Source organism: Corynebacterium urinipleomorphum, from assembly GCF_900155535.1.
Lineage (GTDB): Bacteria > Actinomycetota > Actinomycetes > Mycobacteriales > Mycobacteriaceae > Corynebacterium > Corynebacterium urinipleomorphum.
Window position 1 is genome coordinate 293,893 of record NZ_LT706964.1, and the last position, 25,417, is coordinate 319,309.

General features: G+C 63.9%; 22 protein-coding genes and 1 tRNA gene. 12 read left to right on the forward strand and 11 right to left on the reverse strand.

Annotation, left to right across the window (positions count from 1 at the left end; genetic code table 11):
• The first annotated feature begins 7 nt into the window (after nt 1-7).
• Both cysS and rlmB read left to right on the forward strand, forming a co-directional pair.
• The gene (gene cysS / locus CZ338_RS06790; RefSeq protein ID WP_087117512.1) at nt 8-1,447 is read left to right on the forward strand and encodes a cysteine--tRNA ligase; all 1,440 of its coding nucleotides are present in this window, start codon (nt 8-10) and stop codon (nt 1,445-1,447) included.
• Nucleotides 1,440-2,393, forward strand: a complete 954-nt coding sequence (rlmB, locus tag CZ338_RS06795) for a 23S rRNA (guanosine(2251)-2'-O)-methyltransferase RlmB (protein WP_087117513.1) — start codon at nt 1,440-1,442, stop codon at nt 2,391-2,393. Before cysS ends, rlmB begins: the two co-directional genes overlap by 8 nt.
• A gap of 284 nt (nt 2,394-2,677) precedes the next feature.
• Here rlmB and CZ338_RS06800 read toward each other — a convergent pair whose 3' ends face one another.
• A complete protein-coding gene (locus CZ338_RS06800; RefSeq protein ID WP_235839484.1) occupies nt 2,678-3,613 on the reverse strand; it encodes an alpha/beta hydrolase family esterase in 936 nt (311 codons plus the stop codon).
• Nucleotides 3,614-3,631: 18 nt separating this feature from the next.
• Between CZ338_RS06800 and CZ338_RS06805 the strand changes: the two genes are divergently transcribed.
• Complete coding sequence (locus tag CZ338_RS06805) at nt 3,632-4,759, forward strand: LacI family DNA-binding transcriptional regulator (RefSeq protein WP_087117514.1); 1,128 nt, start codon at nt 3,632-3,634, stop codon at nt 4,757-4,759.
• On the opposite strand, the gene otsB is transcribed toward CZ338_RS06805, so the two are convergent.
• From otsB to thrE, 5 genes are read right to left on the reverse strand one after another with little or no spacing between them, the layout of a single operon-like run.
• Nucleotides 4,719-5,501, reverse strand: coding sequence for a trehalose-phosphatase (otsB, locus tag CZ338_RS06810; RefSeq protein WP_235839485.1), 783 nt, complete (start codon nt 5,499-5,501; stop codon nt 4,719-4,721). The genes CZ338_RS06805 and otsB overlap by 41 nt on opposite strands.
• A 12-nt stretch (nt 5,502-5,513) precedes the next feature.
• Nucleotides 5,514-5,951 carry a hypothetical protein gene (locus CZ338_RS06815; RefSeq protein ID WP_087117515.1) on the reverse strand — a complete coding sequence of 146 codons (438 nt, stop codon included), beginning with the start codon at nt 5,949-5,951 and terminating at the stop codon, nt 5,514-5,516.
• Nucleotides 5,948-7,315: an alpha,alpha-trehalose-phosphate synthase (UDP-forming) gene (locus tag CZ338_RS06820; protein ID WP_087117516.1), complete on the reverse strand. Its 1,368-nt coding sequence runs from the start codon at nt 7,313-7,315 to the stop codon at nt 5,948-5,950. The genes CZ338_RS06815 and CZ338_RS06820 overlap by 4 nt, the downstream gene beginning before the upstream one ends.
• On the reverse strand, nt 7,305-7,733 hold the full coding sequence (locus CZ338_RS06825; protein ID WP_087117517.1) for a histone: 429 nt from the start codon (nt 7,731-7,733) through the stop codon (nt 7,305-7,307). The genes CZ338_RS06820 and CZ338_RS06825 overlap by 11 nt, the downstream gene beginning before the upstream one ends.
• 48 nt (nt 7,734-7,781) lie before the next feature.
• Nucleotides 7,782-9,389: a threonine/serine exporter ThrE gene (thrE, locus tag CZ338_RS06830; RefSeq protein WP_087117518.1), complete on the reverse strand. Its 1,608-nt coding sequence runs from the start codon at nt 9,387-9,389 to the stop codon at nt 7,782-7,784.
• A 121-nt stretch (nt 9,390-9,510) separates the two neighbouring features.
• On the opposite strand from thrE, the gene CZ338_RS06835 reads away from it, so the two are divergent.
• The 3 genes from CZ338_RS06835 (at nt 9,511) to CZ338_RS06845 (ending at nt 11,977) form a co-directional block, all read left to right on the forward strand.
• Nucleotides 9,511-9,583: transfer RNA gene (locus CZ338_RS06835), tRNA-Thr, on the forward strand.
• A gap of 217 nt (nt 9,584-9,800) precedes the next feature.
• Nucleotides 9,801-10,514, forward strand: coding sequence for a response regulator transcription factor (locus CZ338_RS06840; protein WP_087117581.1), 714 nt, complete (start codon nt 9,801-9,803; stop codon nt 10,512-10,514).
• Entirely contained in the window at nt 10,514-11,977 is a 1,464-nt protein-coding gene (locus CZ338_RS06845) for a sensor histidine kinase (RefSeq protein WP_087117519.1), read from the forward strand. Before CZ338_RS06840 ends, CZ338_RS06845 begins: the two co-directional genes overlap by 1 nt.
• Nucleotides 11,978-12,015: 38 nt before the next feature.
• Here the strand turns inward: CZ338_RS06845 and CZ338_RS11390 are convergent, their stop codons facing one another.
• A complete protein-coding gene (locus CZ338_RS11390) occupies nt 12,016-12,678 on the reverse strand; it encodes an HIT domain-containing protein (protein WP_087117520.1) in 663 nt (220 codons plus the stop codon).
• A gap of 31 nt (nt 12,679-12,709) precedes the next feature.
• Between CZ338_RS11390 and purD the strand changes: the two genes are divergently transcribed.
• The 3 genes from purD to CZ338_RS06865 all read left to right on the forward strand — a co-directional run bounded on the left by purD (nt 12,710) and on the right by CZ338_RS06865 (nt 16,500).
• Entirely contained in the window at nt 12,710-13,990 is a 1,281-nt protein-coding gene (purD, locus tag CZ338_RS06855; RefSeq protein WP_087117582.1) for a phosphoribosylamine--glycine ligase, read from the forward strand.
• Nucleotides 13,991-14,159: 169 nt separating this feature from the next.
• On the forward strand, nt 14,160-15,602 hold the full coding sequence (gene purB, locus CZ338_RS06860; RefSeq protein ID WP_087117521.1) for an adenylosuccinate lyase: 1,443 nt from the start codon (nt 14,160-14,162) through the stop codon (nt 15,600-15,602).
• A 22-nt stretch (nt 15,603-15,624) separates the two neighbouring features.
• On the forward strand, nt 15,625-16,500 hold the full coding sequence (locus tag CZ338_RS06865; protein WP_087117522.1) for a phosphoribosylaminoimidazolesuccinocarboxamide synthase: 876 nt from the start codon (nt 15,625-15,627) through the stop codon (nt 16,498-16,500).
• A 59-nt stretch (nt 16,501-16,559) separates the two neighbouring features.
• Here CZ338_RS06865 and CZ338_RS06870 read toward each other — a convergent pair whose 3' ends face one another.
• The 4 genes from CZ338_RS06870 to CZ338_RS06885 all read right to left on the reverse strand — a co-directional run bounded on the left by CZ338_RS06870 (nt 16,560) and on the right by CZ338_RS06885 (nt 20,295).
• A complete protein-coding gene (locus CZ338_RS06870; protein ID WP_143341275.1) occupies nt 16,560-17,369 on the reverse strand; it encodes a siderophore-interacting protein in 810 nt (269 codons plus the stop codon).
• A gap of 93 nt (nt 17,370-17,462) precedes the next feature.
• On the reverse strand, nt 17,463-18,248 hold the full coding sequence (locus CZ338_RS06875) for an ABC transporter ATP-binding protein (RefSeq protein WP_087117524.1): 786 nt from the start codon (nt 18,246-18,248) through the stop codon (nt 17,463-17,465).
• On the reverse strand, nt 18,248-19,315 hold the full coding sequence (locus CZ338_RS06880; protein ID WP_087117525.1) for a FecCD family ABC transporter permease: 1,068 nt from the start codon (nt 19,313-19,315) through the stop codon (nt 18,248-18,250). Before CZ338_RS06880 ends, CZ338_RS06875 begins: the two co-directional genes overlap by 1 nt.
• Nucleotides 19,312-20,295 (reverse strand): FecCD family ABC transporter permease, encoded by a 984-nt coding sequence (locus tag CZ338_RS06885; protein ID WP_087117526.1) that lies wholly within the window; start codon nt 20,293-20,295, stop codon nt 19,312-19,314. Before CZ338_RS06885 ends, CZ338_RS06880 begins: the two co-directional genes overlap by 4 nt.
• Nucleotides 20,296-20,449: 154 nt before the next feature.
• On the opposite strand from CZ338_RS06885, the gene CZ338_RS06890 reads away from it, so the two are divergent.
• The 3 genes from CZ338_RS06890 (at nt 20,450) to CZ338_RS06900 (ending at nt 25,378) form a co-directional block, all read left to right on the forward strand.
• Nucleotides 20,450-21,481 (forward strand): ABC transporter substrate-binding protein, encoded by a 1,032-nt coding sequence (locus CZ338_RS06890; protein WP_235839487.1) that lies wholly within the window; start codon nt 20,450-20,452, stop codon nt 21,479-21,481.
• 151 nt (nt 21,482-21,632) lie between these two features.
• Entirely contained in the window at nt 21,633-23,843 is a 2,211-nt protein-coding gene (locus tag CZ338_RS06895) for a S9 family peptidase (protein WP_087117528.1), read from the forward strand.
• 86 nt (nt 23,844-23,929) lie between these two features.
• Nucleotides 23,930-25,378 (forward strand): cation:dicarboxylate symporter family transporter, encoded by a 1,449-nt coding sequence (locus tag CZ338_RS06900; RefSeq protein ID WP_087117529.1) that lies wholly within the window; start codon nt 23,930-23,932, stop codon nt 25,376-25,378.
• The last annotated feature ends 39 nt before the right edge of the window (nt 25,379-25,417 follow it).

Below are 25,417 nucleotides of genomic sequence, written 5' to 3' on the forward strand. Positions count from 1 at the left end.
GGGGCGCGTGACTCAACGCATTTTCGATACCGCCACCCGCACTCTCCGCGATTTCGAGCCGGTCCGAAAGGGCCACGTCTCGATGTATGTGTGTGGTGCGACACCGCAGTCTTCGCCGCACATCGGGCACCTGCGTTCGGGCGTGGCGTTCGATATCGTGCGCCGCTGGTTCCTCGCGAACGGCCAGGACGTGGCGTTCGTGCGCAACGTGACGGATATTGACGACAAAATTCTCACCAAAGCCGCCGACAACGGCCGCCCCTGGTGGGAATGGGTGTCCACCTACGAGCGCGAGTTCACCCGCGCGTACAACACGCTGGGTGTCCTGCCGCCGAGTGTCGAGCCGCGCGCGACCGGGTTTGTCACCCAGATGGTCGACTACATGCAGCGCCTCATGGACAACGGCTTCGCGTACGCAGCCGACGGCTCCGTGTACTTCGACGTTGCCGCGTGGGTGGCAGCCGACGGCTCCGACTACGGCTCCCTGTCCGGCAACCGCGTCGAGGAAATGGAGCAGGGCGAGGCCGACAACCGCGGCAAGCGAGGCCCGCACGATTTCGCGCTGTGGAAGGCCGCGAAGCCCGGCGAGCCCAGCTGGCCCACCCCGTGGGGCGACGGCCGTCCGGGCTGGCACCTGGAGTGCTCCGCGATGACCACGTGGTACCTCGGCGGGGAGTTCGACATTCACGGCGGCGGCCTCGACCTGCAGTTCCCGCACCACGAGAACGAACAGGCCCAGTCCCACGCCGCCGGTGACAGCTTCGCCCGTTACTGGATGCACAACCACTGGGTGACCATGGCGGGCGAGAAGATGTCCAAGTCGCTCGGCAACGTGCTGTCCATCGACAACATGCTCGAAACCGTCCGCCCCGTCGAGCTGCGCTACTACCTCGGGTCCGCGCACTACCGCAGCGTGCTCGAGTACTCGCCGGCAGCGCTCCAAGAAGCAGCAACTGCTTATCGACGCATCGAGGACCTCATCTCCCGCACCTCCCCCACCGGTCCCGTTGAGGTGGGGCAGTGGACCCCTGGCTTCGAAGCCGCCATGAACGAGGATTTCGCCGTGCCGAAGGCCCTGGCAGAGATCCACAACACCGTGCGCGCGGCCAACAAAGCCCTGGCAGACGGCGACGCTGCGCAGGCCCGGACACTTGCCGGGTCCGTGCGTGCAATGACTGCTGTGCTGGGTGTTGACCCAGTCGAGTGGGCATCGCGAGGCGCAGACGGCGGGGCCAGCGGATCCGCGGACTCCGCTGGTGCGCAGAAAGCCCTCGACGTGCTTGTCCGCGCCGAGCTCGAGCGCCGCGCGCAGGCCCGCACCGAGAAGGACTGGGCCACCGCCGACGAGGTGCGCGACCGCCTCACCGCCGCCGGCATCGAGGTCACCGACACCCCCGACGGTGCGACATGGTCGCTGAAGGAGCAGGAGGAGAACCCGAATGGCTAAACCGTACGAACGCCCCGACAAACAGAAGAAGAACAAGAAGGGCGCCACGAAGGGGTCCGGCGGCCAGCGCCGCCGTGGCCTCGCCGGTAAGGGACCGACCCCGAAGGCCGAGGACCGCGTCTACCACTCCGCCCACAAGAAGAAACTGGAGCGCCAGCGCCGCGACTCCGGCCGTCACGAACGCGAGCAGGCCGACCTAGTGGTGGGACGCAACCCAGTCATCGAGTGCCTGCAGGCGAAAGTCCCCGCAGAGGCTCTGATCGTCGCGCAGGGCACCGGCCACGACGACCGGCTTAGCGAGGCCGTCCTCATGGCCAACACCCGCCAGATCCCGGTTCACGAGGTCCCGCGCCGCGACCTGGACACCATGACCGGCAACGGCCTGCACCAGGGTATAGGCCTGAAGATCCAGCCGTACAAATACGCCGACGTCTTCGACCTCATCGCCGACGTCAACGAGCGCAACCAGACCGGCATGTTCGTCGTCCTGGACAACATCACCGACCCCCGCAACCTCGGTGCGGTGATTCGTTCCACCGCCGCGTTCGGCGGACACGGCGTGATCATCCCGGAGCGCCGGTCTGCGCAGGTCACCGGTGTGGCCTGGCGCACGTCCGCCGGTACCGCCGCACGCCTGCCGGTCGCCCGGGCGACCAACATCACCCGCACCATCAAGCAGTTCAAGGACAACGGCTACATGGTCGTCGGCCTCGACGCCGGCGGCGAGCACACCCTGGACACCTTCCACGCCGCCACCGACCCCGTGGTCATCGTCGTGGGTTCCGAGGGCAAAGGCATCTCCCGCCTCGTCCGCGAGAACTGCGACGTGATCATGTCCATTCCCACCGAGGACTGGGTCGAATCCCTCAACGCCTCCGTCGCCGCGGGCGTTGTCCTCAGCGAGTTCGCCCGCCAGCGCCGCGTGGCCGCGAAGCCCCAAGAATAGGCCGGGCACCTAGGAAACTCGCGCCGCAAACGACTCGCCGCAGCCGACTCCCCGCTAGCGCGCGGGGCTTGGTGGGTATGAACCGGTGGGCATAGACACGTAGGCATGAACCGGTTGGCATGAATCGGGTGCCGGATTTGCTGGCAATTGGCGCAATCACCGCATGATCCCGCCGTTTTTCCACCCACTCTTCTACCCGATTCATGCCAACGAGTTCATGCCAATGAAATCCTCGGAGGCAGCCAGCGCGAGGGTGAGGTGACGGCGCTGGGGCTACGCGGGTTCTACAGGCCGAAGTACCGGGCCACCAGCTCGGCACCGACGACTTTGTCGGTGCCCGGGCCGATTCTGTCGTCAAGCTTCTTCGGGCTGGGAACCAAGTGGCCCATTCCTTCGATGCTCCACAGCTCGACGGGGGCGGGCCGCGAGGAGTCGGAGGGGAACGCAGCGTCGGAGGGAGACGCTGTTCCGGCGGGGGAAGGGGACGCGGTGTTGGCGGGGGAGGGGGAGCCGGCGCTGGCGGGGGAGCCGGGCATGCCGGGGCCGAAGCGGTCCACGCGCACCTCGCCGCCGGCGAAGCTGGCGGTTGTGTGATGGGCTGGGTTCAGGCCGTTGAGTTGGGCGAAGTAGCAGGCGGAGTCGATGGCGGAGCGGGCGGTGCCGCGGTTGGCGTTGCCGATGCCGGAGGGGCCGCCGTTGTAGGGGACGAGGGGGTCGGCGGTGCCTTGCACGCACAGGACGGGGGTAGGAACCCAATTGGGAGTGAGGGCGGCGATCTCGGGCAGGAGGTTGTCGTCGGTGGGCCAAGCGGAGCCGAAGCAGGCGATGCCGTCGAGCACTCCGGGGCGTTCGAGGGCGAAGCGTTGGATCATGGCGCCGCCATTGGAGAAGCCGCAGCCGATGACGGGGCCTCGGCTCGGGGGGAGGAGGGTGGAGAGGAAGGAGGTGTCGTCGATAAGCAACTGGCGTGCTTTTTCCTGGAAGCCGACGCGGTGGTCGTTGAAGTGGCGGTCCACGCCGTCGGGGTAGAGGACGATGCAGCCGCGGTCGGCGAGAGCGTCGAATGTGTTGCCGGTGAAGCGGCGGGCGACGCTGCCGGATTGGAGCGAACCGTGCAGGAAGAGGACGACGGGTGCGTCGTCGGCGGGGTCGTCGGGGAGCACTTCGGTGAAGCGGCGCTGCATGCCGTCGTGCTCGATGGTGCGGCGGTTCACAATCACGCTGTATAGAGTAGCTTCATGGCTCAACGACGGGGCACGCTGGCATCGATCGCGGCGGAGGTGGGGGTGTCCCGCACGACGGTGTCGAATGCCTACAACCACCCGGATCAACTGTCGCCGGAGTTGCGGGAACGGATTTTGGCGGCGGCGCGAGCGCGGGGATACACGGGGCCGGACCCGACGGCGCGTAGTCTGCGGACGCGGCAGGCGGGGGCGGTCGGGGTGATCCTGACGGAGCATTTGGCTTATGCGTTTGAGGATCAGGCGTCGATAGATTTTCTCGCGGGGCTCAGCGAGAGTTCCGCCGGTGCGGGCAACGCGCTCACGCTCATTCCGCTCGGCCCCAGCCAAGGATCGGAGGCCAGTCCGCTCATTGCGGCAGCGCTTGTCGACGCCTTCGTGGTCTACTCCGTCCCCCATTCCGGCCCGCACCTTGACGCTGTCCTGGCGCGGGGCGTACCGGTGGTGGTGTGCGACCAGCCTTACCCGGCCGCTGGATCCGGGGTGGGGGAGAGCGGGCCCGCGTACGTGGGCATCGACGACGCGGTGGCCATCGCACCGGCTGCCCGGGCGCTGGTGGAGGCGGGGCACCGGCGTATTGGAATCGTGGGCAAGCGACTTTTCAGCGACGAGTCGCGCGAAGGAACCGTGACACCGGAGGATGTGGCGGAGGCTGACATGCACGTGCAGCGCGGCCGCATCACTGGCGCGCTCAAGGTGTTCGCGGAGGCGGGTATTGCGGACGTGCCCATTGTGACCAGGCATTTCAACGACCACGCCTCGGCTATCGACGCTGCCCGTGAGCTCTTCGCCCTCGCCCCCGACGTGACCGCTGTGCTGTGCACCACCGACTCCATGGCGCTGGGGGTGCTCGACTACTGCCGCAGCGTCGGGCTCGATGTGCCGGGGGATGTCTCCGTCACTGGTTTCGACGGCGTGGAGCAGGCGCTCGGGCGCGGTCTGACCACCGTTGTGCAGCCCAATAAGCGCAAGGGTGAGGCAGTCGGGCGAGTGCTCACCGAGCTGATTGGGGAGGCCGGCGAGGGCAGTGGCAGCAGTGGCGACAGCAGCCGAACCGCACCCCGGATCATTCTCCCGACCGAGTTCAGCCCCGGGCAGACCGTCGCGCCGCCGCGAGCGCGGTGAGGAAGTGGGCGACTTCATCAACAGAACCGAGCTGGTAGTTCGCCGCGGTGTCGGCGGTGCCGCTTGCATCGGCGGCGCGCACCTTCACACCCACGTCCGCGCCGGGGCGGGTATCTAGGGCGGAGAGAGCGGTCTCGTCCGTCACGTCGTCGCCGGCGAAGAGCGTGGCGGCGTAGCTGGTCTTTTCGGCGGCGAGCCAGGAGCCCTTGGTGATGTCCACGGCGGAGAACTCCAGAATGTTGTGTCCCGGGGTGACCGGTCGGCCGTGAGTGGGCAGTTCCATCGCCTGCTGCAGGAGTGAGGCTGCTGCTTCGGGGTCCGAGGCGGCTAGCTTCACCACGTGCAGGACCCGCTGGTAGGGCTTAGTTTCCACGAAGGTTCCGGGGATACCGCTAATGAGCTGCTCCAGTTGGTGGTGAATATCGTCGAGGTACGCGCGCTCGTCTTCGCTGAGCTGTGGGCCGCCGGAGGCGGGTTCGGCACCGTGGGAGCCGACGAGCGTGACGGGCGGGCCGAGGGGGCAGACGCGGCGTAGGCCGTCGAGGTGGCGGCCGGACAGAATTGCTACGTCGGTGCTGGGGAGCTCAGCAAGTGCCTCCAATGCGCTGATGGCCCGCGGGTCGGGGGTGACGGTGTACGCGTCGGTGCCCAGGGGGCAGATAGTCCCGTCGAAATCCATGCAGACCAGCAGTGTCTCGGCGTGCGCGAGGTGGTCGAGGGCGGTGTGCGGGGAGGGGAGCAAAGCTGATCCTTCCTATTGCGCGACGAGTTTGATGGTGGGCCTGTCGAGGGCGTCGGAGCGAAGCTTCAGCGTGATCACGTCGTTGGTGAGGTGGGCGACATCGAATTCGGCGCCCTCCGTGAGCAGCCCGGTGAGCTGGTCGTGGACGCGCCGCGAGCCGCCGATGCAATCCTCGCGGGCATCGCCGACGCGCACGCCTTTGAGGCGCACTTCGGTGTCGGAGACATCGGCGCCCGCTTGCAGTGGTGCGCAGGCGGTGCGGGCGGTGATCGATTCCGCGCCAAAGACGATGAGGGCGCGGCCAGCGGCGTCGCTAGGAAGGGCGCCTGGCGTATCGGGGTCGGTGTACAGGGCCGTGACCTCCCACGTGCGGCCCGCAAGCACGTGATCTGGCGCGGGAGAGCAGGCTGCCAGGGGGATCAGGCAGAGCGCGGCGGCGAGTCGCTTCATCGCTTGACCTCGCGCAATGCGTCGAGGAAAGAATCGGCCCAGCGTGCGACATCGTGTTCGAGGACGTGCGCGTTCATAGCCAACATCGCGTCGCGCTCTTCATCGGAGCCCTGCTTATCGACGGCCCCCATGATCGCCCCTTTCACCGACTCCATATCGAAGGGGTTGCACAGGTGTGCCCGGTCGAGTTCGACGGCGGCACCGGCGAATTCGGAGAGCACGAGAGCGCCGCTGCCGTCCGGATGGCAGGCGACATACTCCTTGGCCACGAGGTTCATTCCGTCTTTGAACGGTGTGACCAGCATGATGTCGGCGGCCGAGTAGTAGTTGCGCAGCTGCGACTTGGGCACAGAGTGGTGCTCGTAATGGACGACTGGGTTGCCCAAGGAGCCGTAGCGGCCGTTGATGCGCCCGACAGCTTCCTCGACACCCGCCCGCGTCTTCTTGTAGCTGGCGATGCGCTCCCGCGACGGAGTAGCCACCTGAATCATGGCGATGGAATCGAGCCGGCCCTCCTCCAGCAACTCCTCGATAGCGGTGAGGCGCTGCAGGATGCCTTTGGTGTAGTCCAGGCGGTCCACCCCCAGCATGAGTGTGCGGGGGTTAGCCACGGAGCCGCGCACCTTCGCGATGTCGGATTCGTCGGCGGGGCTGAAACCGGAGGCGTCGATAGAAATGGGGAACGTGCCGGTGCGGGGAATCGTTGCCGCGCCCGTGGTGCCCACGCGCTCCGGCACCTGAGATTGGGCACCTGGGAATGTCGCGGCGAGGTCCCGGAAATTCGCCTCATCGCGCTCGCGCTGGAAACCGATCAGGTCGGCGCCCTCCAACCCGTGGAGTACCTCGGCGCGCCACGGAAGTTGCCGGAACAAATCCGGGCTGGGGAAAGGAATGTGCAGGAAGAAACCGATGGTCACGTCGGGGCGCATCTCGCGCAGCAAGCCTGGAACCAGTTGGAGCTGGTAGTCCTGCACCCAGACAGTCGCGCCTTCAGCGGCAACGTCTGCGGCTGCTCGGGCGAATTTCTCGTTCACGGTCCGGTAACGCTGCCACCAAGACCTGTGGTAGATCGGCGTGACAATGAGGTCGTGGTAGAGAGGCCAGAGGGTGGAGTTTGAAAACCCTTCGTAGAAGTCGTGGAAATCGTCGCTATCCAGCTTCACTGGGTGGAGTGTGATCCCGTCGTTGTCGAAGGGTTCGAAGTCCGCGCCCGGTTCCCCGGGCCACCCCACCCAGCAGCCTTTGTTGGCTTTGAGGACAGGTGCGAGTGCTGCGACGAGCCCGCCCGGCGAGGCCACCCATGTGCCGTCGACACGGTCGACCGGCAAGCGGTTGGCTACAACGACGAACTGGTTATTCCTCATCGCTCGCGGTTTTCTTGGCGGCCTTCTTCGTCGTCTTCTTGGTGGACTTTTTAGTCGCCTTCTTAGCTGTTTTCTTCGTGGCCTTCTTCGACGCTTTCTTGGCCGTCTTCTTGGCGGCCTTCTTCGTCGTCTTCTTGGTGGACTTCTTGGCCGCTTTCTTAGCGGTCTTCTTGGTTGCCTTCTTAGCGGAGGCTTCGTCCTCGCCGGCCTCGGCGAGCTCAGTCTCGTAATCCTCGGCGAACTGCTTATACACCAAGCCGCGTGGCTCGATGCCGAGCATGCACATCAGCGTCACACCGTCGACAAGATCCTCCGCGTACGTAGCCACGATCCGGCGCGCTCCGGAGGCCGTTTGCTCCTCGACCGTGTGGACGGCTGCGTCCGGGTTGGGGCGGCTGTCGGTGATCTTGGGGGGCACGAAAAACCTCCTGGGGGTCTTGCCTGGCGGTGAACAGTTTTGACCCGTTTATTCTACGCCATCGCCGCCGGCGCTGGGCGGCGTGCCCGGGCTGCGCTTTGAGGGCTTCTTCGCCAGGGGATTCTTGATTGGCTGGTTCTTCTTGGGCTGCTGTTTCTTGGCTGGCTTCGGCGGTTGCTTCTTGGCCAGTTCTTTTTTGGCTTGGCTTTTTGCCTGCTGTTCGGCTCGGCGGCGTGCGGCAGCTTGCTCTGCGCGCTGGATCTGCTGGAACGTCATGCGCCCTGCGGCGCGGAAGGCGCGGTAGGGGTTGAATGTTTGCGGGCGGCGGATGCGGCGTGCGATCCACTCGCCCAGCACCACTCCGCCAGCCAGGGCCATGCAGGTGCTTACAGCGATGAACATGTTATTCAAGCCCAGCACGGTCTGGTCGTTGAGCAGCGCGTACATTCCGCGGTATACGCCTGAACCCGGCAAGAACGGTGTGACACCGGCGACCTCTGTGATCAGCGGGGCAATCAAGTAGCGGCGGGCGATCAGACCACCGGCGAGGCCAACCATGATGGCGCACAGCGTGGTGGCGAATAGGCGGCCTGAGCCGAAGGGGATGAGCACGGCGTAATAGGTGAAGCCACCGAAGAACGCGGTAGCCGCGGAAGCAATAATTGCGGGGATCTCGGCGTACACAGCGAGAGCGAACCCTGCCGCCGCGAGCACGCCGCCGAGGCTGCGCACAATCGCCGACCCGTACGTCGGGGTGGGCGGCTGCGTTTCAATCGGGGGCAGGCCCGCACCGAAAAGGTCCGCGACTTGGATGCCTCCGGCCACGCCGGCGATGATTGCGCAGGTGAACAGGATTGCTTGGAAGAAGCGCCCGCTTGCGGTGACGGGGGAGCCGGTCACACCGTCCTGCAGCGACTGGACCAGGGTCAGCCCGGCCAAGAGGACGACGATGCCGGTAGCGATGACTTGGCTGGGCACGATCGTCGTGCCCGCCCTCGTAGCCAACGAGTAGAACACCGCGGCCGGTACCGTGGCCACGAATCCGCCCACAACGCAGTGGTAGAAATACGGCAGCTGTTTTTTGCCCATCCAGGCGTTGATCACGGTGATGAGCGCGGCGGTGATCGCACCCAGTAGGGACATGAGCAGATCGCCGCCGAGCAAGATCGACACAGCGGCACCCATGAGCGCCCAGCCGGCGATGGAGATCCACCGGGGGTACGGCGGCGGGGCCGCCTCCAAGTCGTCCAGGATCTTCTCCGCGATGTCCGGCGGTGTCGCACCCGCGCGGATCGAGCGGATCAGGCGGTCGGCTTCCTGGAGTTTGGTGTAGTTTTCGGACATGTCCGTCACCACACGGAAAACGTTCACTGGTTGCTTGTGCACAGTGCCGATCACGGAGTTGATCGTGATGGTGTTCATCGTGATGTCCACGTGGCAGTAGTGCAGACCGTACGATGATGTCACCGCGTGAATCTGCGCCTTCGCGTCCGAACTGGTTGTTCCGTTGGCGATGAGGATTTCGCCGACGCGTGCGCCAATGGTCATCACCGCCGCGACCTGAGTCGGATCTGTCAGGTCGACAGGCGCGAGGACGGATGGCGGAGGAGACGTGCGGGCTTGGTCAATGGTCGCCACCGGGCTGGTGGTGCGCATTGACTCACGCAAATTCTTGAACACCGTTGCCACACCGACACACTAACCGCACGGATTGTCCCGCGCGAGGAGAGGCCCCTTTTGTCGTGCGGGCGTTTCTACTTGTACAATCTCGCCCAGTGCTGGAGTGGCGCAATCGGTAGCGCAACGGTCTTGTAAACCGTAGGTTGCGAGTTCAAGTCTCGTCTCCAGCTCGAGGTAGACCCCAGTTCACTGTTCGCGCGGTGGGCTGGGGTTGATTCGTGCATCGGGGTCGAGGAACTCCCCCGCAAGACGAACCAGCGGTACAGTGGACGCACAGGAAACATCCAGTTTCGGCTTGTTAAATAAGCCTGATCCCGCGTGACGCGCGCAGGGGCAGGAGAGTGCCTTTGCAGCAAGTCACCATGCTCAATGAAGAAAGTGACTGTCATGGCTGATACGCCTACACCGCAAAATGTCCAGGTGCTCGTGGTCGACGACGAGCCGAATATCGTCGAGCTGCTCACCGTCTCCCTGAAGTTCCAGGGCTTCGATGTGGAGTCGGCGGAGTCCGGCCAAGAGGCGCTCAAGCTGGCGCGTGAGTTGAAGCCGGATGCGTACATCCTCGATGTGATGATGCCGGGAATGGATGGTTTCGAGCTGCTGGGCAAGCTGCGCAGCGAGGGCCTGGACGCGCCAGTGCTCTTCCTCACGGCCAAAGACGGGGTGGAGGACCGGATTCACGGTCTGACCATTGGCGCGGATGATTACGTGACTAAGCCGTTCTCGCTCGAAGAGGTGATTACGCGCCTGCGCGTCATCTTGCGCCGTGGCAACGTCACCGAGGGCGAGGTCGAGGATTCCACGATCCGTTACGCAGATTTGACGCTTAACGACGAAACGCACGAGGTGACCAAAGCCGGCCAGATTGTCGAGCTGTCCCCGACGGAATTCAACCTCTTGCGTTATCTGATGCTGAACGCGGAAGTGGTGCTGTCCAAGGCGAAGATCTTGGACAATGTGTGGCACTACGATTTCGGCGGCGACGGCAACGTCGTGGAGTCCTACATTTCCTACCTGCGCCGCAAAGTGGATACGGGTGATACACCGCTTATCCACACAGTCCGCGGTGTGGGCTACGTGCTGCGCACTCCGCGCCAGTAATGGCATCGCTGAGACCGGATGTCGCTCCCGCGACGTTGACGCGTTTGGCTGCCCGTCAGGTGCCCAGTTTGCGGCTGCGAACTCGGCTCCTGATCATCCTGATGGTCATTTCGGGCTTGGGATTGACGGGTATGTCCGCGGCAGTGTGGGGGTTGACCCGTGATCAGACGTACGAGCGCGTGGACAAGGATCTGCGCAAGGGCTTGACCACGTGGGCGCTCAGCCCCGACGTCCGCAACAGTTCCACGGACACGTACCTGCCCAGCCAGTTCTTGCTCATGACTGTGGTTCCCGGTCAGATCCCCCGCATCGACCGAGTGGACGGCTGCAACCCGAATCCTTCGGAATTGGTCTTCGACCGCCGCCCGCACACGGTCGGCGCCGACTGCTTCTTCGGCAACCACACAGATCTGAAGTTCCGGGTCATTGCGGTCCAAGCACCGGACGGAACGTCAACGGTCGTGGCCAAATCGCTCGAGCAGGAAAACAAGATGTTGGAGGCGTTGGCGGTGGTGCTGGCGTCGATAAGCTTGCTTGTTTTGACGATGATGGGCGCGGCCGGAACGTTCTTCGTGCGCCGTGCGCTGCTGCCGCTCAAGGATCTGGAGAATACTGCGTTGGCGATCGCAGACGGGAATATCAATTGCCGTGCGCCTGCGTGGCCGCGCGACACGGAATTCGGGCGCTTGTCGTACGCGATGAACACCATGGTGAGCCAGCTGCAGGAAACCCTCGACGAGTCGCGCGCGAAAGAGGAGCAAATGCGCCGGTTTGTCGGCGACGCGTCCCACGAGCTGCGTACCCCGTTGACGAGTGTGCGCGGCTACACCGAGCTGTACCGTGCGGGCGCGACTGACGACGCTGACATGGTGCTGGGCAAGATCGACGAGGAATCCGCCCGCATGAAACTGCTTGTCGAGGATCTGCTGGCTCTCACCCGTGCGGAAGGTTCCCGGCTGAATATGAGAGAAGTCGACGTGCTGGAGCTCGTGCTGTCTGTCACCAGTTCGGCCAAAGCAGCGTTCCCGGGGCGGACACTCACAGTGGAAAATGAGGCATCCGATATCCCGCTGGTCTCCGGCGACCCGGACCGCCTCCACCAAGTGTTGCTCAACCTGGTCAGCAACGCCTTCAAGCATGCTGGCGCGGACGCGGAAGTGACCATCACGCTGCGTGAATACTTGGATAACGTCTACATTGACGTTGCGGACAACGGCATCGGCATGTCACCCGAAGATACCGAGCACATCTTCGAACGGTTCTACCGCGCGGATTCTTCCCGCAACCGCTCCAAGAGTGCTGGTGGCTCGGGACTGGGGCTGGCAATCACGAAATCCATCGTCGAACAGCACGGTGGAGCCATCACCGTGAAATCCGCGCCGGGCAAGGGCTCCAAATTCACGGTGAGTCTGCCGTGGCTGCGCGTCGGCGGTGAGCCGGACGCGGCGGGATCGGACAGCTAGGGGCCGATGGTCGGGTGCGGCTGCCCGGATGCAGCCGCCTAGTTGCGGCGGCCGTCCTCGCCGGTGCCCAGCTCCGTGCGGAGCTTAGCGGCGGCGGCATCCATCTCGGCGTCGTCGGTCTCGTCCGCGCGCATGATGTTCTGCCGGCTGTAACCCGACATCTCGTTCGCCGGGAAAACGTGGATGTGCGCATGCGGGACCTCGAAGCCCGCGATGAGGTAACCGGCGCGCTCTGAACCAAAAGCCTTGATCACAGCCTGGCCGATCTCCTGGGCGATCTCGTTGGCGTGCAGCCAGGTCTCGGGATCCAGGTCCGTCCACTTATCCACTTCGGCGACCGGAACCACGAGCGTGTGGCCATACGCGATCGGCTCAATGGTCAAAANGTAACCCGACATATCGTTCGCCGGGAAAACGTGGATGTGCGCATGCGGGACCTCGAAGCCCGCGATGAGGTAACCGGCGCGCTCTGAACCAAAAGCCTTGATCACAGCCTGGCCGATCTCCTGGGCGATCTCGTTGGCGTGCAGCCAGGTCTCGGGATCCAGGTCCGTCCACTTATCCACTTCGGCGACCGGAACCACGAGCGTGTGGCCATACGCGATCGGCTCAATGGTCAAAAATGCGGCGACAGTCTCGTCGCGGTAGACAAAGCGGCCGGGGATCTCCCCGTTAATGATCTTGGTGAAGACAGTGCTCATGCCCGCCCAGGGTAGCGATACTATGGCCCTCATGTGCATCCTCGTGATCGGTTCGGGCGGCCGCGAACACGCCCTTGTCCATGCACTCTCCGGTGCGGATAGCGCCGCCGGCACAGAAAATGAGCTGCACGCCGCGCCGGGCAACGCCGGCATCGCCCGGCTTGCCACTCTGCACGACCTCGACGTGACGGACGGCCCCGCGACCGTGGAGTTGGCCCAGTCCATCGGAGCCGACTTGGTGGTCATCGGCCCGGAGCAACCGCTGGTGGCTGGTGTCGCCGACGCGCTGCGGGAGGCCGGTATTGCCGTGTTCGGGCCGTCGAAGGAGGCGGCGGCACTGGAGGGCTCCAAAGCTTTCGCGAAAGACGTCATGGCTGCGGCAGGCGTGCGCACCGCGGAGGCCCGCCAGGTCACCGATGAGTCCGAGGTGGAGGCTGCTCTCGACGCATTCGGCCCCACCTACGTGGTCAAAGACGACGGTCTGGCCGGCGGCAAAGGCGTTGTGGTCACCTCGGACCGCGCCGCCGCCAAGGAGCACGCGGAGGCAGTGATCGCCGCCGGCAACCCGGTGCTGTTCGAATCCTTCCTGGAAGGCCCCGAGGTCTCCCTGTTCTGCCTCGTTGACGGCGAGACCGTCGTGCCGCTCCTGCCCGCCCAGGACCACAAGCGTGCCTACGACAACGACGAGGGCCCCAACACCGGCGGCATGGGTGCGTACACCCCGCTGCCGTGGCTGCCAGCTAACGGTGTGCAGCGCATTGTCGACGAGGTGGTCGCTCCCGTGGCAGCTGAGATGGTTCGCCGCGGCACCCCGTACTCCGGTCTGCTCTACGCGGGGCTTGCCTGGGGTGCGCAGGGCCCGGCCGTGGTGGAGTTCAACGCCCGCTTCGGTGATCCGGAGACTCAGGCGGTGCTCGCGCTGCTGCAAACTCCGCTGGCGGACGTCCTCCACGCCACCGCTACCGGAACTTTGGCGCAGCTCGCCCCGCTGGAGTGGAAGGACGGCTACGCCGTGACCGTGGTCCTGGCCGCCGAGAATTACCCGGCTAACCCGCGCAAGGGCGACGCCATCACCGCGCAGGGCGGGCTTCTCGACGACCCTGCCCGCGTCCTCCACGCCGGCACCGCGGCAGATACCGCAGACGGCTACGTGTCCGCCGGCGGCCGCGTGCTGAACATCCTGGGCACCGGAGCCACCCTGTCCGATGCGGTGGAGGCCGCTTACAAGGCGATCGAGCAGATCGAGCTCGACGGCTCCTTCTATCGGCGCGACATCGCCCGCCCGGCGATCGACGGGGAGATAGAGATCTAAATCGACCGTGTGGATCTGGATGGCATGCCGTTGGTGTGTCATCCAGAGCGCCATTCGCTGACCTGCGCGTTCGACAACACGCCCGAGGGCGGGTGTAAACGAAATCCACGGGGCCATTGGGGAACCCGGGGTGGCGGCGGAGACGTCGATAAGCGTGCTTCGTGCGATAATGGGGCGCGTGACTGACTCGAAACCTCGTAACGCGAATGTCCTGTCCAACCGCTATGCATCGGCCGAGATGGCCACGCTGTGGAGCGCCGAGCACAAGATCGTGCTGGAGCGCCAGCTGTGGATCGCGGTGATGCGCGCCCAGCGCGACCTGGGAATTGATATCCCGGAGGACGCGATCGCCGCCTACGAGAAGGTCGTGGACCAGGTGGACTTGGACTCCATTGCCGAGCGCGAGCGGGTGACGCGCCACGACGTGAAGGCGCGCATCGAGGAATTCAACGCGCTGGCGGGCCACGAGCACATCCACAAGGGCATGACCAGCCGCGACTTGACGGAGAACGTCGAGCAGCTGCAGATCTACCGCTCCCTCGAGCTGGTGCGCGGGCGTGCGGTGGCGGTGCTCAGCGCCATCGGTAACCGGGCGGGCGAGTACCGCTCGCTGGTCATGGCGGGACGCTCCCACAATGTGGCCGCGCAGGCGACCACGCTGGGCAAGCGCTTCGCCTCGGCGGCGGATGAGATGCTCGTGGCGCTCGACCGCATCGAGGACCTGCTGGGGCGCTACCCGCTGCGCGGCATCAAGGGTCCGATGGGCACGGCGCAGGACATGCTGGACCTGGTCGGCGGCGATGAAGGCAAGCTGAACCAGCTGGAGCAGGCGATCGCGCAGCACCTAGGCTTCGAGCGCATCTTCGATTCCGTGGGCCAGATCTACCCGCGCTCCCTCGACTTCGATGCAGTCTCCGCGCTGGTGCAGCTCGGCGCCGGCCCGTCGAGCCTGGCCACCACGATCCGTCTCATGGCCGGCAACGAAACTGTCACCGAGGGCTTCAAGGAAGGCCAGGTCGGATCGTCGGCCATGCCGCATAAGATGAACGCCCGCTCCTGCGAGCGCGTCGGCGGCTTCCAGGTCATCCTGCGCGGCTACCTCACCATGGTCGGCGACCTGTCCGGCCAGCAGTGGAACGAGGGCGACGTGTTCTGCTCCGTGGTGCGCCGCGTGGCGCTGCCGGACGCGTTCTTCGCCATCGACGGCATGATGGAGACCTTCCTCACCGTCCTGGCGGAATTCGGCGCGTTCCCGGCGATGATCACCCGCGAGCTTGACCGCTACCTGCCGTTCTTGGCCACCACGCGCATCCTCATGGCGTCGGTGCGCGCGGGCGTGGGCCGCGAGACCGCGCACGAGGTGATCAAGGAGCACGCTGTCGCCATGGCCTTGGACATGCGTGAGAACGGCGCGGAGCAGAACCTTGTGGAGCGTCTCGCGGGTGACGACCGCCTGCCCTTGGACCAGCAGCAGCTCGAAGACGCGCTGGCGGACCGCCACGCATTCATCGGCGCCGCGGAATCCCAGGTGGACAACGTTTTGGACCGCATTCACGTCTGGGCACAGAAGTACCCGGAGGCCGCTGGGTACACTCCGGGAGAGATCCTGTAGCGGGGGGCGTAACATCGCACGCATGCGTCCAGAGCTTTCTGACTACAACCATCTCTCCGCCGGCAAGGTCCGGGAGATCTACGAGATCGACGACCAGACCCTGTTGATGGTGGCCAGCGATCGTATCTCCGCCTTCGACCACGCTCTCGAGCCGGAGATCCCGGACAAAGGCAAGATCCTCACCTACACCAGCGAGTTCTTCTTCGAGCTGCTCGACGGGGTGCCCAACCACCTCGCGGGTCCGCTTGATGACGATCGAATTCCCGAAGAAGTCCTCGGCAGCGCCTTCGTGGTGAAGAAGCTGGACATGATCCCCTTCGAGTGCGTGGCCCGCGGCTACCTGACAGGGTCGGGCAAGAAGGAGTACGACGCGAACGGTGCCGTCTGCGGCGTTCCCCTGCCGGAGGGCCTGAAGGAAGCGTCCAAGTTGCCGGAGCCGATCTTCACTCCCGCCACCAAGGCAGAGCAGGGAGAGCACGACGAGAATGTGCGTTTCGAGTACGTGGCAAAGAAGCTAGGCACCGAGCTGGCGGAGAAGCTGCGCGAGACGACCTTGGAGATCTACTCGCGTGCGGCGGAGTACGCGGAGTCACGCGGCATCATTCTCGCCGACACCAAGCTCGAGTTCGGCCTGGATGCGGACGGCACGCTCGTGCTCGCGGACGAAGTGCTGACCCCGGATTCCTCCCGCTACTGGCCGGCGGACTCCTACGAGGAGGGCAAGAGCCAGCCAAGCTTTGACAAGCAGTACGTGCGCAACTGGCTGACCAGCCCGAAATCCGGCTGGGACCCGGAGGAGGGCACGCCGCCGCCGGAGCTGCCCGGCTCCGTCGTTGAGGCCACGCGCGACCGCTACATCGAGGCCTACGAGCGCCTTTCAGGCCGCAAATTCGCCTAGACCCGCGGGGGCTACACTCGGTGGGCATGCAGGCCGTCGGCCACGCAGTGACCGAAGCATCAGGGCCGCGGTCGGCCCTGGATCCAGAACGGGCTCCAGAAGATATTTTTCGGATCGATCCCCAGCTCGTGCTTGGCGAAGCTGCGGGCCTGCTTAGCCAGTGCTGATTCGCAGCAGGCGTACACGTAGCGGACATCATCAAACGCCTGCTCGTTCCTTTGCTTATGGGTGAGACAGCGCTGAAGTACTGAAACATGATCGGAGTAGCGAGCATAAAGTAGCTCCATGCTTGCTACCCGTCCGCGCCAACTGAGTATCTCCGGCGGGTGGTCGTCGGAGGAACTAGCCACGAGCACGACGTGGGTCTGGGAGAGTTCTGCAGAATGAAACTGATCAAGAAACTCCAGGATGCTCAGAATTGAGGGCGCAGATGTGGCATCGCCGATGAGGAGCTGCGGCACGGCGCGCTCGAACGGGGCATAAGACGGCCGATGCCACAGGCCGCTCGCCGCGACGATTCCGACTTTGTCCCCGGGTTCGGCTGAAAGCACCCAACGCAAGCCAGGTCCAGTGGCTTCGGCAGCGGTTTTCACGCCGTGCGTGGTGATCTGCGTGGACAGAGTATTGCGCTGCCAGTTCAAGTGGCGGATTGTGTACCAGCGCAAGTCGGGGCGGGAATGGTTGGGTAGGGACGCGACGTGCCCCCTGATGTTCGCTGTTGACTGCGGTGGAATTGGTACGTATTCCTGCCCGTGCTGGGGCATAAGCAAGCCGAAGAATTCATCGGGACCCGTTACGCCGAAGCGTGACAGCTCTTCCGCGTGAAAAGTGATTTCGCGGACGTGGGGCGCAATCTCGAAGTTCGCCATTACTTCAGCGGTGAATACTTCTGCGCCGTCGCGGGTGGGAACCGTGGTGATGAACGGATCGTTGAACGCTGCGGATGGTATAGTGGCCACGTGTTACTCGTTTCCGGGTGCTGCTGGAACAACGAGGGGACCACCTGTGGCGGGGTCTTCTCGTACGAGGGCGGTTAGATTGAATACCTCTTGGAGGAGCGTGGACGAGATGATGTCTGCCGGGGTGCCCTCAGCTTTCAAATCACCGCCGCGAAGCACTACGAGGTTGTCGGAATAGCGGGCTGCCAAATTGATGTCGTGCAGCACCATGACGATGGTGCGGTTGAGGTCGGTGTTGAGACGGCGGACGAGGTTGAGCACATCAATTGAGGTGGATAGGTCGAGGTAGGTCGTCGGTTCGTCGAGGAACATGACGGAAGTCTGTTGCGCAAGCACCATAGAGATCCATACCCGTTGCCGTTGTCCGCCAGACAGCTCGTTCACGGGCTGCTCCGCAAGGTCACTTGATCCGGTTAGAGCAAGAGCTTCGGCGACGACATCGTGGTCTTTAGATGACCACTGATTGAACCAGGATTGATGCGGGTGCCTGCCCCTGCCCACGAGGTCCTTGACCAAGATGCCCTCGGGCGCGACTGGGGTTTGAGGCAGCATGGATAGGCGCGTGGCCAATTGTTTCCGCGGCACTGAGCGGATGTCTCGGCCGCTGAGAAGTATGTCTCCCGACGATGGAACGAGCCGTCCCACAGCCCTCAAAAAGGTCGACTTGCCGCAACCGTTCGGACCAATGATCGTGGTCACTTTTCCTGCCGGAAGATCCACGTCGAGGCTGTTGATAACCACTTTCGGGCCGTAAGAGACCCGGAGATCGCGTACTGAAATGCCATCCATTAAATTGAAGCCCTCCGATTCGTGTGAATGAGCAAGTAAACAAGGAAGCTGCCTCCGATCGCGGAAGTGAGTAGGCCGACCGGGAGAGCCACTGGTAGCGCGTGGGTGGCAACGAGATCGGACCCGAGGACCAGCGCAGCTCCGGTCAACGCAGACGCAACGAGAGGGGGAGCTGAAACTCCGCATAATCGCTGGGCTACCTGCGGGGCGACGAAGGCTGCGAACCCGATCGGCCCCGCAGCGGCGACTGCAACTGCGGCGAGCAAAGCGGAAACACCCATAAAGCAGAATTGGTTGATTCTGGGATTCAACCCCAGCCCGATTGCTACTTCTGGTCCCAGCTCCATGGCCTTCAACCTGAAACTGGCCCACGCCAGAACGGGGGTCAGGACGGCGAGTAAGGCCAGCATTGGCGCCGCCGTTTGCCAATTCGCAGCGTTGAGTGAACCGGTCAACCAAAAACTCGCCGTTTGGGCGTCGCGAAGCTCTGCTTTGACGAGGAGGTAGTTCACGTATGACTGCAACAGCGCGTTGATGACCACACCGAACAGCACGAGCCGGAACGTGTCGACGCTTCGCCGCATTGCCAGCAGCCAAATCACCAGTGCTGAGGCAAGTGCGCCTATTGCTGCCGAAACAGAGACGCCGAGGCCGCCGAGCCAAGTGGCCACCACTTCCGCGCTACCAGTTCCAAAGACGATGACAGTCACTGCAGCGGCGGACGCGCCCATCGTGATTCCAAGGATGTCTGGGCTAGCGAGGGGATTCCGTGTCACTGATTGCAGTAGCGCCCCCGACAGCCCTAGGCATGCCCCCACTCCGGCCGCCGTCGCGGCGCGGGGCATGCGCCATTGGACAATCACCAACCGATCCGTTTCGTCACCCCTGCCAAGAAGGACCTGGCCGATCGAGCTGAACGGCAGTGTGTAGTCGCCGATCGCGAGAGCCATTACGAAGACTGCGAGTGCCGTGAGGGCGAGCAGAGCCGTTGCAAAGAAAACGCGAGGGCGCCACGCGACGCTCATTGCGCCAACCCTTATCGATGTCCTCATTTGCGTTCCACTCATAGTGAAATCACCCGGTTCCTGTAGATCATCCAGATGAAGAACGGAGCGCCGACGAAAGCCAGAACGATGCCGACCTGTACTTCGGCAGGCCTCGCAATGACGCGGCCAACGATGTCTGCGTAGACCAGCAAATTTGCTCCAAGAAGGCCGGACAGAGGGAGGATCCAGCGGTAGTCCGGACCGCTGATCGCCCGCGCGATGTGAGGGACCAAAAGCGCAAGGAAACCGATCGGACCCGCCGCCGCGGTTGCAGTGCCCGCCAGAACCGCGATCAGCCCCATGCCGATCACCCGTGAACGCTTCACGTTCACCCCGAGAGATTCAGCGACATCCTCGCCCATGGTCAGCAGATTGAGTTTTGGAGCAGTCGCGTAAGCAGCCACCAGACCGATTCCGATGAACGGCAGCACTCCCCAGAAGACATCGAGGTCTCGGCCTGCCACGGAGCCGGCGTTCCAGAAGCGCATCTGGTCGAGAGATTGGGTGTCAGTCAGTACGAAAGCGGAGGTCAAGGCGCTCATCACCGCGGATAAGGCTGCTCCACCGAGCACTACGTTGAGGGGATTCATGTGTCCGTTGTTGACGGCTGCAAGAGCGAAAACCAAAACGGTGGCTGCGCCGGCTCCAAGGAAAGCAGCGATTGCTGACCCGGTCACGCTTGTCACACCCAGGAAAGAAAAAGACACGACCACTGCCAAGGCCGCGCCCGCGGAGACCCCCAGGATGCCCGGGTCTGCGAGAGGGTTACGGGTGTGACCTTGGATGAGTGCCCCGGCAACACCGAGTGCTGTGCCGACGAGAACAGCCAGCAATGTACGCGGGAACCGGAGAGCGGCCACGGTCAGTTCATCCTGAGAAATGGTGTCCATGTCTTTGCGCAAGTCTGCGATCGAAATGAGGTAGTGCCAGACCTCGTTCAGCGGGATGTTGCGCGCGCCAACTCCGAGACTCAGCATGAATCCCACCACGAGAAGAGCCATAAGACCCGCTAAGCTGCCCCATTTTCTGCGATTGCGGAGCCCCCTGCGGGTCTTTTGCTGGGTCGCACCTGATCGCATGCGAAGCAGTGTAGACGAACTGTGAGTGTTAGGGTAGCCTGACCAAACAAACTTTTTATGGATGAAAGGACACTCAATGAAACGGCTTACCGTTCTCGTTTCCGCTTTCGCTGCTGCGGCAGCTTTTTCCGCATGTTCCGCCGAGACTCAGGATCCCGGTTCTGCTTCGTCGTCGAGTACTAGTGCGTCGCAGTCTTCGGGCGATTTTCAGCCGGTGACTATTGAGCACGCATTGGGAACGGCTGAAATCAAAGAGAAGCCCGAGCGCATTGTGACAATCGGCCAGGGGTCCGCCGAGCTGGCTATTGCCATGGGGCACACTCCGGTGGCGATCCAGTCGTACGCATGGGGCGCGGATGAATCAGGATATTTGCCGTGGATTAAAGAGGCGGTCGAGGAGCGCGGGGATGAACTGCCGGAGCAGTTCGAAGGCGACGATGCTCTGAGCGCTGAGAAAGTCTTGGGGTACAAGCCCGACCTTATCCTCGCGCCGTGGTCGGGAATTACTCAGGATCAGTATGACCAGCTTTCCAAGATCGCGCCGACCGTCGCGTACGAGAAGGAGCCGTGGACAATTACGTGGGAGGAACAGGTGGATGTCGTGGCGAAGGCCCTCGGCGAGCCGGAGAAGGCGCAGTCGGTCAAGGACGATGTGGCGGCAGCTTTCAAAGAGAACGCTGAGGAGGAATACGGGAACTACACGTTCAGCTACATTTACAACGATGGCCCGCAGAACCTGGGCATCTTCCTTCCCGGTGAACAGCGCGTTGCTTTCGTGTCCAACCTGGGGTTGAAGGTCGACGATGTGTACAAGCAGTTCCCGGTGACACCCGGCACCGACTCGGCTCAGCTGTCCAAGGAAAACGCCGATGCCCTGAACAGCTCTGACCTGATCTTCACCTTCTACACCGACGAAGCGAACCGTGAAGAGATGCACAAAGACCCTGTGTACTCGCGGATCAGGGCTATCGAAAATGGCGCTGAAGTCGCCGCGACTGACCAGTCGCTAGTCACGGCATCTTCCATCATCAATCCCTTGACCGTGCGTTGGGCGGCACCGCGGTTCAAGGAACTGATCGATTCCGCTGTGGCTAACGCCCACAGCTAGTTCGATAACCGAAGAAGTTAGCCGCCGATTCGATGCCGACATTTCCGTCGGTTCCCGGGTGGAATTGTCATCGAGCTTGGTGTTGCCGGTGCCCGATGACCGCCGTTCTAGGGGACGAGGCGGAAACCCGCGGGGGCTACACTCGGTGGGCATGACTGAGACCCCCGAGACTTCTCAATCGAATCCGTCCGCTGGTGCTGGCTTTGGCGCTGCCGGTGCTTCCGGTGGTGCCGCGCCTGTCGCGGCGAAGCACCCGATCACCCGCAGTTTCCACGGCCGCGACTTCGTCGACGACTACGAGTGGCTGCGCGACAAAGAGTCCCCGGAGACCCTCGCGTACTTGGAGGCGGAGAACGCCTACACCAAGGAGCAGACGGCGCACCTGGACGGCCTGACGGACGCGATCTACAACGAGATCAAGTCGCGCGTGAAGGAGACGGACATGTCCGTCCCGCAGCGCCAGGGCGACTGGTGGTACTACGGCCGCACGGAGGAGGGCAAGAGCTACGGCATCCGCTGCCGCGTGCCCGTCACGGACGGCAGCGACCCGTGGTTGCCGCCGGAGCTGCCCGAGGACGGTTCCGGCCTGCCGGGGGAGCAGGTTCTCTTGGACTTTAACGCGCTCGCCGAGGGCCACGAGTTCTTCTCCGTCGGCGCGTCCAGCGTGAGCACGTCGGGGCGCTACCTCGCGTACTCCACGGACATGGCGGGCGACGAGCGCTTCGACCTAGCAGTCAAGGACCTGCAGACGGGCCAGCTGCTCGCAGACACCATTCCGGGCATCTTCTACGGCGCCACCTGGGCCGGCGAGGACCACATCTTCTACGTCCGCGTCGACGACGCCTGGCGCCCCCACCAGGTGTGGCGCCACACGCTGGGCACCGACGCAGCCGAGGACGTGCTCGTCTACGAGGAGACCGACGAGAAATTCGGCGTCGGCGTGGCCGCGGACCGCTCCGAGCGCTACATCCTCATCGTCTCCGCGTCTTCGCTGACCACCGAGTACCGCGTCCTGCCCATGGACGACCCCGAAGGAGAGTTCGCTGTGCTCTGGCCCCGCGAGCCGGGCGTGGAGTACAACGTGGACCTCGCCGTCCTGGAGCAGGATGGCAAGGAGGACGCCGAGCACTGGGTGGTCACGCATAACGCACACGGTCCGAATTCCTCGGTCGGCGTGTGCCAGGTACCGGCGGTGGGGGAGCAGCTTCCGCCGCTGCGCGAGCTCACAGAGCTGATGCCGCACAACGACGACATCCGCATCGAGGGCACCGACGCTTACCGCGCCTTCATCTTCGCCGCTTATCGACGGGGCGGGATCGGCCGCCTCGCTGTCGCCGACCTGACGGGAGGCGAATTCGGCGAGTTCCGCGAGCTGGAATTCGACGAGGAGCTCTACACCGCGGGCCTGGCCGGCAACCCTGAGTGGGATGCGCCGGTGGTGCGCATCAGCTACACCTCCTTCACCCAGCCTGCCCAGGTGCTGGACTACTGTGTTGCAACCGGGGAGCTCACCTTGCTCAAGGAGCAGGAAGTCCGCGGCGGGTACAACCCGGCCGAGTACGTCGCCGAGCGCATGTGGGCCACGGCGGAAGACGGCACCAAGGTGCCGATGTCGGTGGTGAGGCGTGCAGATGCGGATGTCGACAAGCCTGCCCCCTGCTTGCTGTACGGCTACGGGTCCTACGAAGCGTCGACGGATCCCGGCTTCTCCGTCGCGCGGCTGAGCTTGCTCGACCGCGGAATGGTGTGGGTGTGCGCGCACGTGCGCGGCGGCGGCGAGATGGGGCGTTTGTGGTACGACAACGGCAAGATGCTGTCCAAGAAGAACACGTTCACCGACTTCGTGGCCTGCGCTGACGCGCTTATCGACGACAGCGTGACCACCTCCGACATGCTTGTCGCCGAAGGCGGCTCCGCCGGCGGCCTGCTCATGGGGGCGGTGGCCAACCTCGCGCCCGAGAAATTCGCCGGCATTCAGGCGATCGTGCCGTTCGTGGATCCGCTGACGTCGATTCTCAAGCCGGAGCTGCCGTTGACCGTCGGCGAATGGGAGGAATGGGGCGACCCGTACCACGACCCGGAGGTGTACGACTACATGGCCACCTACGCGCCGTACGAGAATGTTGCGGCGAAGGACTACCCGAATATTCTCGCGGTGACCAGCATCAACGACACGCGTGTGCTGTACGTCGAACCCGCGAAGTGGATCGCGAAACTGCGCGCGACCGCGACCGGCGGGCAGTTCCTGCTCAAAACCGAAATGGCAGCTGGCCACGGCGGTGTGTCCGGGCGTTACGCGAAGTGGAAGCAGACCGCCTTCGAGTACGCATGGACGCTGCACACGGCGGGCGCTGTGAAATAAATCACGGTAGCCTTTCTCAATGCGAGAACTCTCTTTGGTGAGGAGTATGACTGACTTGTTACTTTTCATCATTGAGAGGAGGCACGATGTCATCCGTGCAACCCGGCTCCCCAGCCGCAGCTTCCGGTAGCCCCCAAATCGCTGAACCGAAGAAGCGTAAAGACAACACCCACTGGCTCTACATCGGCGTGATCGTCGCGGTGGTCGCCGGTATCGCCGTGGGCCTCATCGCCCCGGATTTCGCCGTCAAACTCAAGCCGGTCGGGGACACCTTCGTGTCTCTGATCAAGATGATCGTCGGCCCGATCATCTTCTGCACGATCGTTCTGGGCATCGGCTCTGTCCGATCCGCCGCGACCGTGGGCAAGACCGGCGGACTGGCGTTGATCTACTTCACCGTCATGTCCACGCTCGCCCTGGCGATCGGCTTGGTGGTGGGCAACATCATCAAACCGGGCGAGGGCCTGGCACTCGGCGCCGACCCTTCCGAGGGCGCGAAATACGCCGAGAAAGCCGGCGAGTCTGGCGGGCTCATCGAGTTCATCCAGGGCATCGTCCCCGACACGTTCTTCAGCGCGTTCACCTCTGAGTCGATCCTGCAGGTGCTGTTCATCGGTCTGTTCGTCGGTTTCGCCGTCCAGTCCATGGGCAAGCAGGGGGAGCCGATCCTCAACTTCGTTGCGCACCTGCAGAAGCTGGTGTTCAAGATCCTCGGCTGGATTCTGTGGGTCGCTCCGATCGGCGCGTTCGGTGCAATGGCCGCTGTGGTGGGCAAGACGGGTATTCAGGCAGTGATGCAGATGCTCGTGCTCATGCTGGCCTTCTACGTCACCTGCTTCCTCTTTGTCTTCGGCGTTCTGGGGACCGTCCTGTGGGTGGTCACCCGCGTGTCGCCGTGGAAGCTGTTCAAGTACCTCGGCCGCGAGTTCCTGCTTATCCTGGCCACCTCCTCGTCCGAGTCGGCGCTGCCGAACCTCATGCGCAAGATGGAGCACCTCGGTGTGCACCCGTCCACCGTGGGCATCGTTGTTCCGACGGGTTATTCCTTCAACCTCGACGGCACCGCGATCTACCTGACCATGGCCTCGATCTTCATTTCGGACGCCTTGAACATGCCGATGAACATGGGCGAGCAGATCTCCCTGCTGGTGTTCATGATCATCGCGTCGAAGGGTGCCGCGGGCGTGACCGGCGCGGGTCTGGCCACGCTGGCCGCGGGCTTGCAGGCCTTCCGCCCCGACCTCATCTCCGGCGTGGGCATCATCGTGGGCATCGACCGTTTCATGTCCGAGGCACGTGCCCTGACCAACTTCGCCGGCAACTCGATTGCGACGTTGGTCGTGGGCACCTGGACGAAGACCGTCGACCACGATCAGGTCAAACGGGTGCTCAACGGCGAGGACCCCTACGTGGCAGGTGAGGACGACAGCGACGTCCACCTTTCCAACCCCAGTGTGGAGAATCCGGCCACCTCGCACCTGCAGCCGACGCCGCAGGTGGATCTGTCGCAGTACAGCAAGCCGGCCAACCCTTAAAGCACCGCAGCATGCACCGCCCTCGCTCCCTCGCCGAGC

What these genes read in the sequence shown, in the direction of transcription:
- CZ338_RS06840 (WP_087117581.1), top strand. Translation starts at nt 9,801, where the DNA reads ATGGCTGATACGCCTACACCGCAAAATGTCCAGGTGCTCGTGGTCGAC.
- CZ338_RS06865 (WP_087117522.1), top strand. Translation starts at nt 15,625, where the DNA reads ATGCGTCCAGAGCTTTCTGACTACAACCATCTCTCCGCCGGCAAGGTC.
- CZ338_RS06820 (WP_087117516.1), bottom strand. Translation starts at nt 7,315, where the DNA reads ATGAGGAATAACCAGTTCGTCGTTGTAGCCAACCGCTTGCCGGTCGAC.
- CZ338_RS06845 (WP_087117519.1), top strand. Translation starts at nt 10,514, where the DNA reads ATGGCATCGCTGAGACCGGATGTCGCTCCCGCGACGTTGACGCGTTTG.
- purB (WP_087117521.1), top strand. Translation starts at nt 14,160, where the DNA reads ATGGGGCGCGTGACTGACTCGAAACCTCGTAACGCGAATGTCCTGTCC.
- CZ338_RS06875 (WP_087117524.1), bottom strand. Translation starts at nt 18,248, where the DNA reads ATGGATGGCATTTCAGTACGCGATCTCCGGGTCTCTTACGGCCCGAAA.
- CZ338_RS06900 (WP_087117529.1), top strand. Translation starts at nt 23,930, where the DNA reads ATGTCATCCGTGCAACCCGGCTCCCCAGCCGCAGCTTCCGGTAGCCCC.
- rlmB (WP_087117513.1), top strand. Translation starts at nt 1,440, where the DNA reads ATGGCTAAACCGTACGAACGCCCCGACAAACAGAAGAAGAACAAGAAG.
- CZ338_RS06815 (WP_087117515.1), bottom strand. Translation starts at nt 5,951, where the DNA reads ATGAAGCGACTCGCCGCCGCGCTCTGCCTGATCCCCCTGGCAGCCTGC.
- purD (WP_087117582.1), top strand. Translation starts at nt 12,710, where the DNA reads ATGTGCATCCTCGTGATCGGTTCGGGCGGCCGCGAACACGCCCTTGTC.
- CZ338_RS06885 (WP_087117526.1), bottom strand. Translation starts at nt 20,295, where the DNA reads ATGGCTCTTCTCGTGGTGGGATTCATGCTGAGTCTCGGAGTTGGCGCG.
- CZ338_RS06895 (WP_087117528.1), top strand. Translation starts at nt 21,633, where the DNA reads ATGACTGAGACCCCCGAGACTTCTCAATCGAATCCGTCCGCTGGTGCT.
- CZ338_RS06880 (WP_087117525.1), bottom strand. Translation starts at nt 19,315, where the DNA reads ATGAGTGGAACGCAAATGAGGACATCGATAAGGGTTGGCGCAATGAGC.
- CZ338_RS06890 (WP_235839487.1), top strand. Translation starts at nt 20,450, where the DNA reads ATGAAACGGCTTACCGTTCTCGTTTCCGCTTTCGCTGCTGCGGCAGCT.
- CZ338_RS06870 (WP_143341275.1), bottom strand. Translation starts at nt 17,369, where the DNA reads ATGGCGAACTTCGAGATTGCGCCCCACGTCCGCGAAATCACTTTTCAC.
- CZ338_RS06805 (WP_087117514.1), top strand. Translation starts at nt 3,632, where the DNA reads ATGGCTCAACGACGGGGCACGCTGGCATCGATCGCGGCGGAGGTGGGG.
- thrE (WP_087117518.1), bottom strand. Translation starts at nt 9,389, where the DNA reads ATGCGCACCACCAGCCCGGTGGCGACCATTGACCAAGCCCGCACGTCT.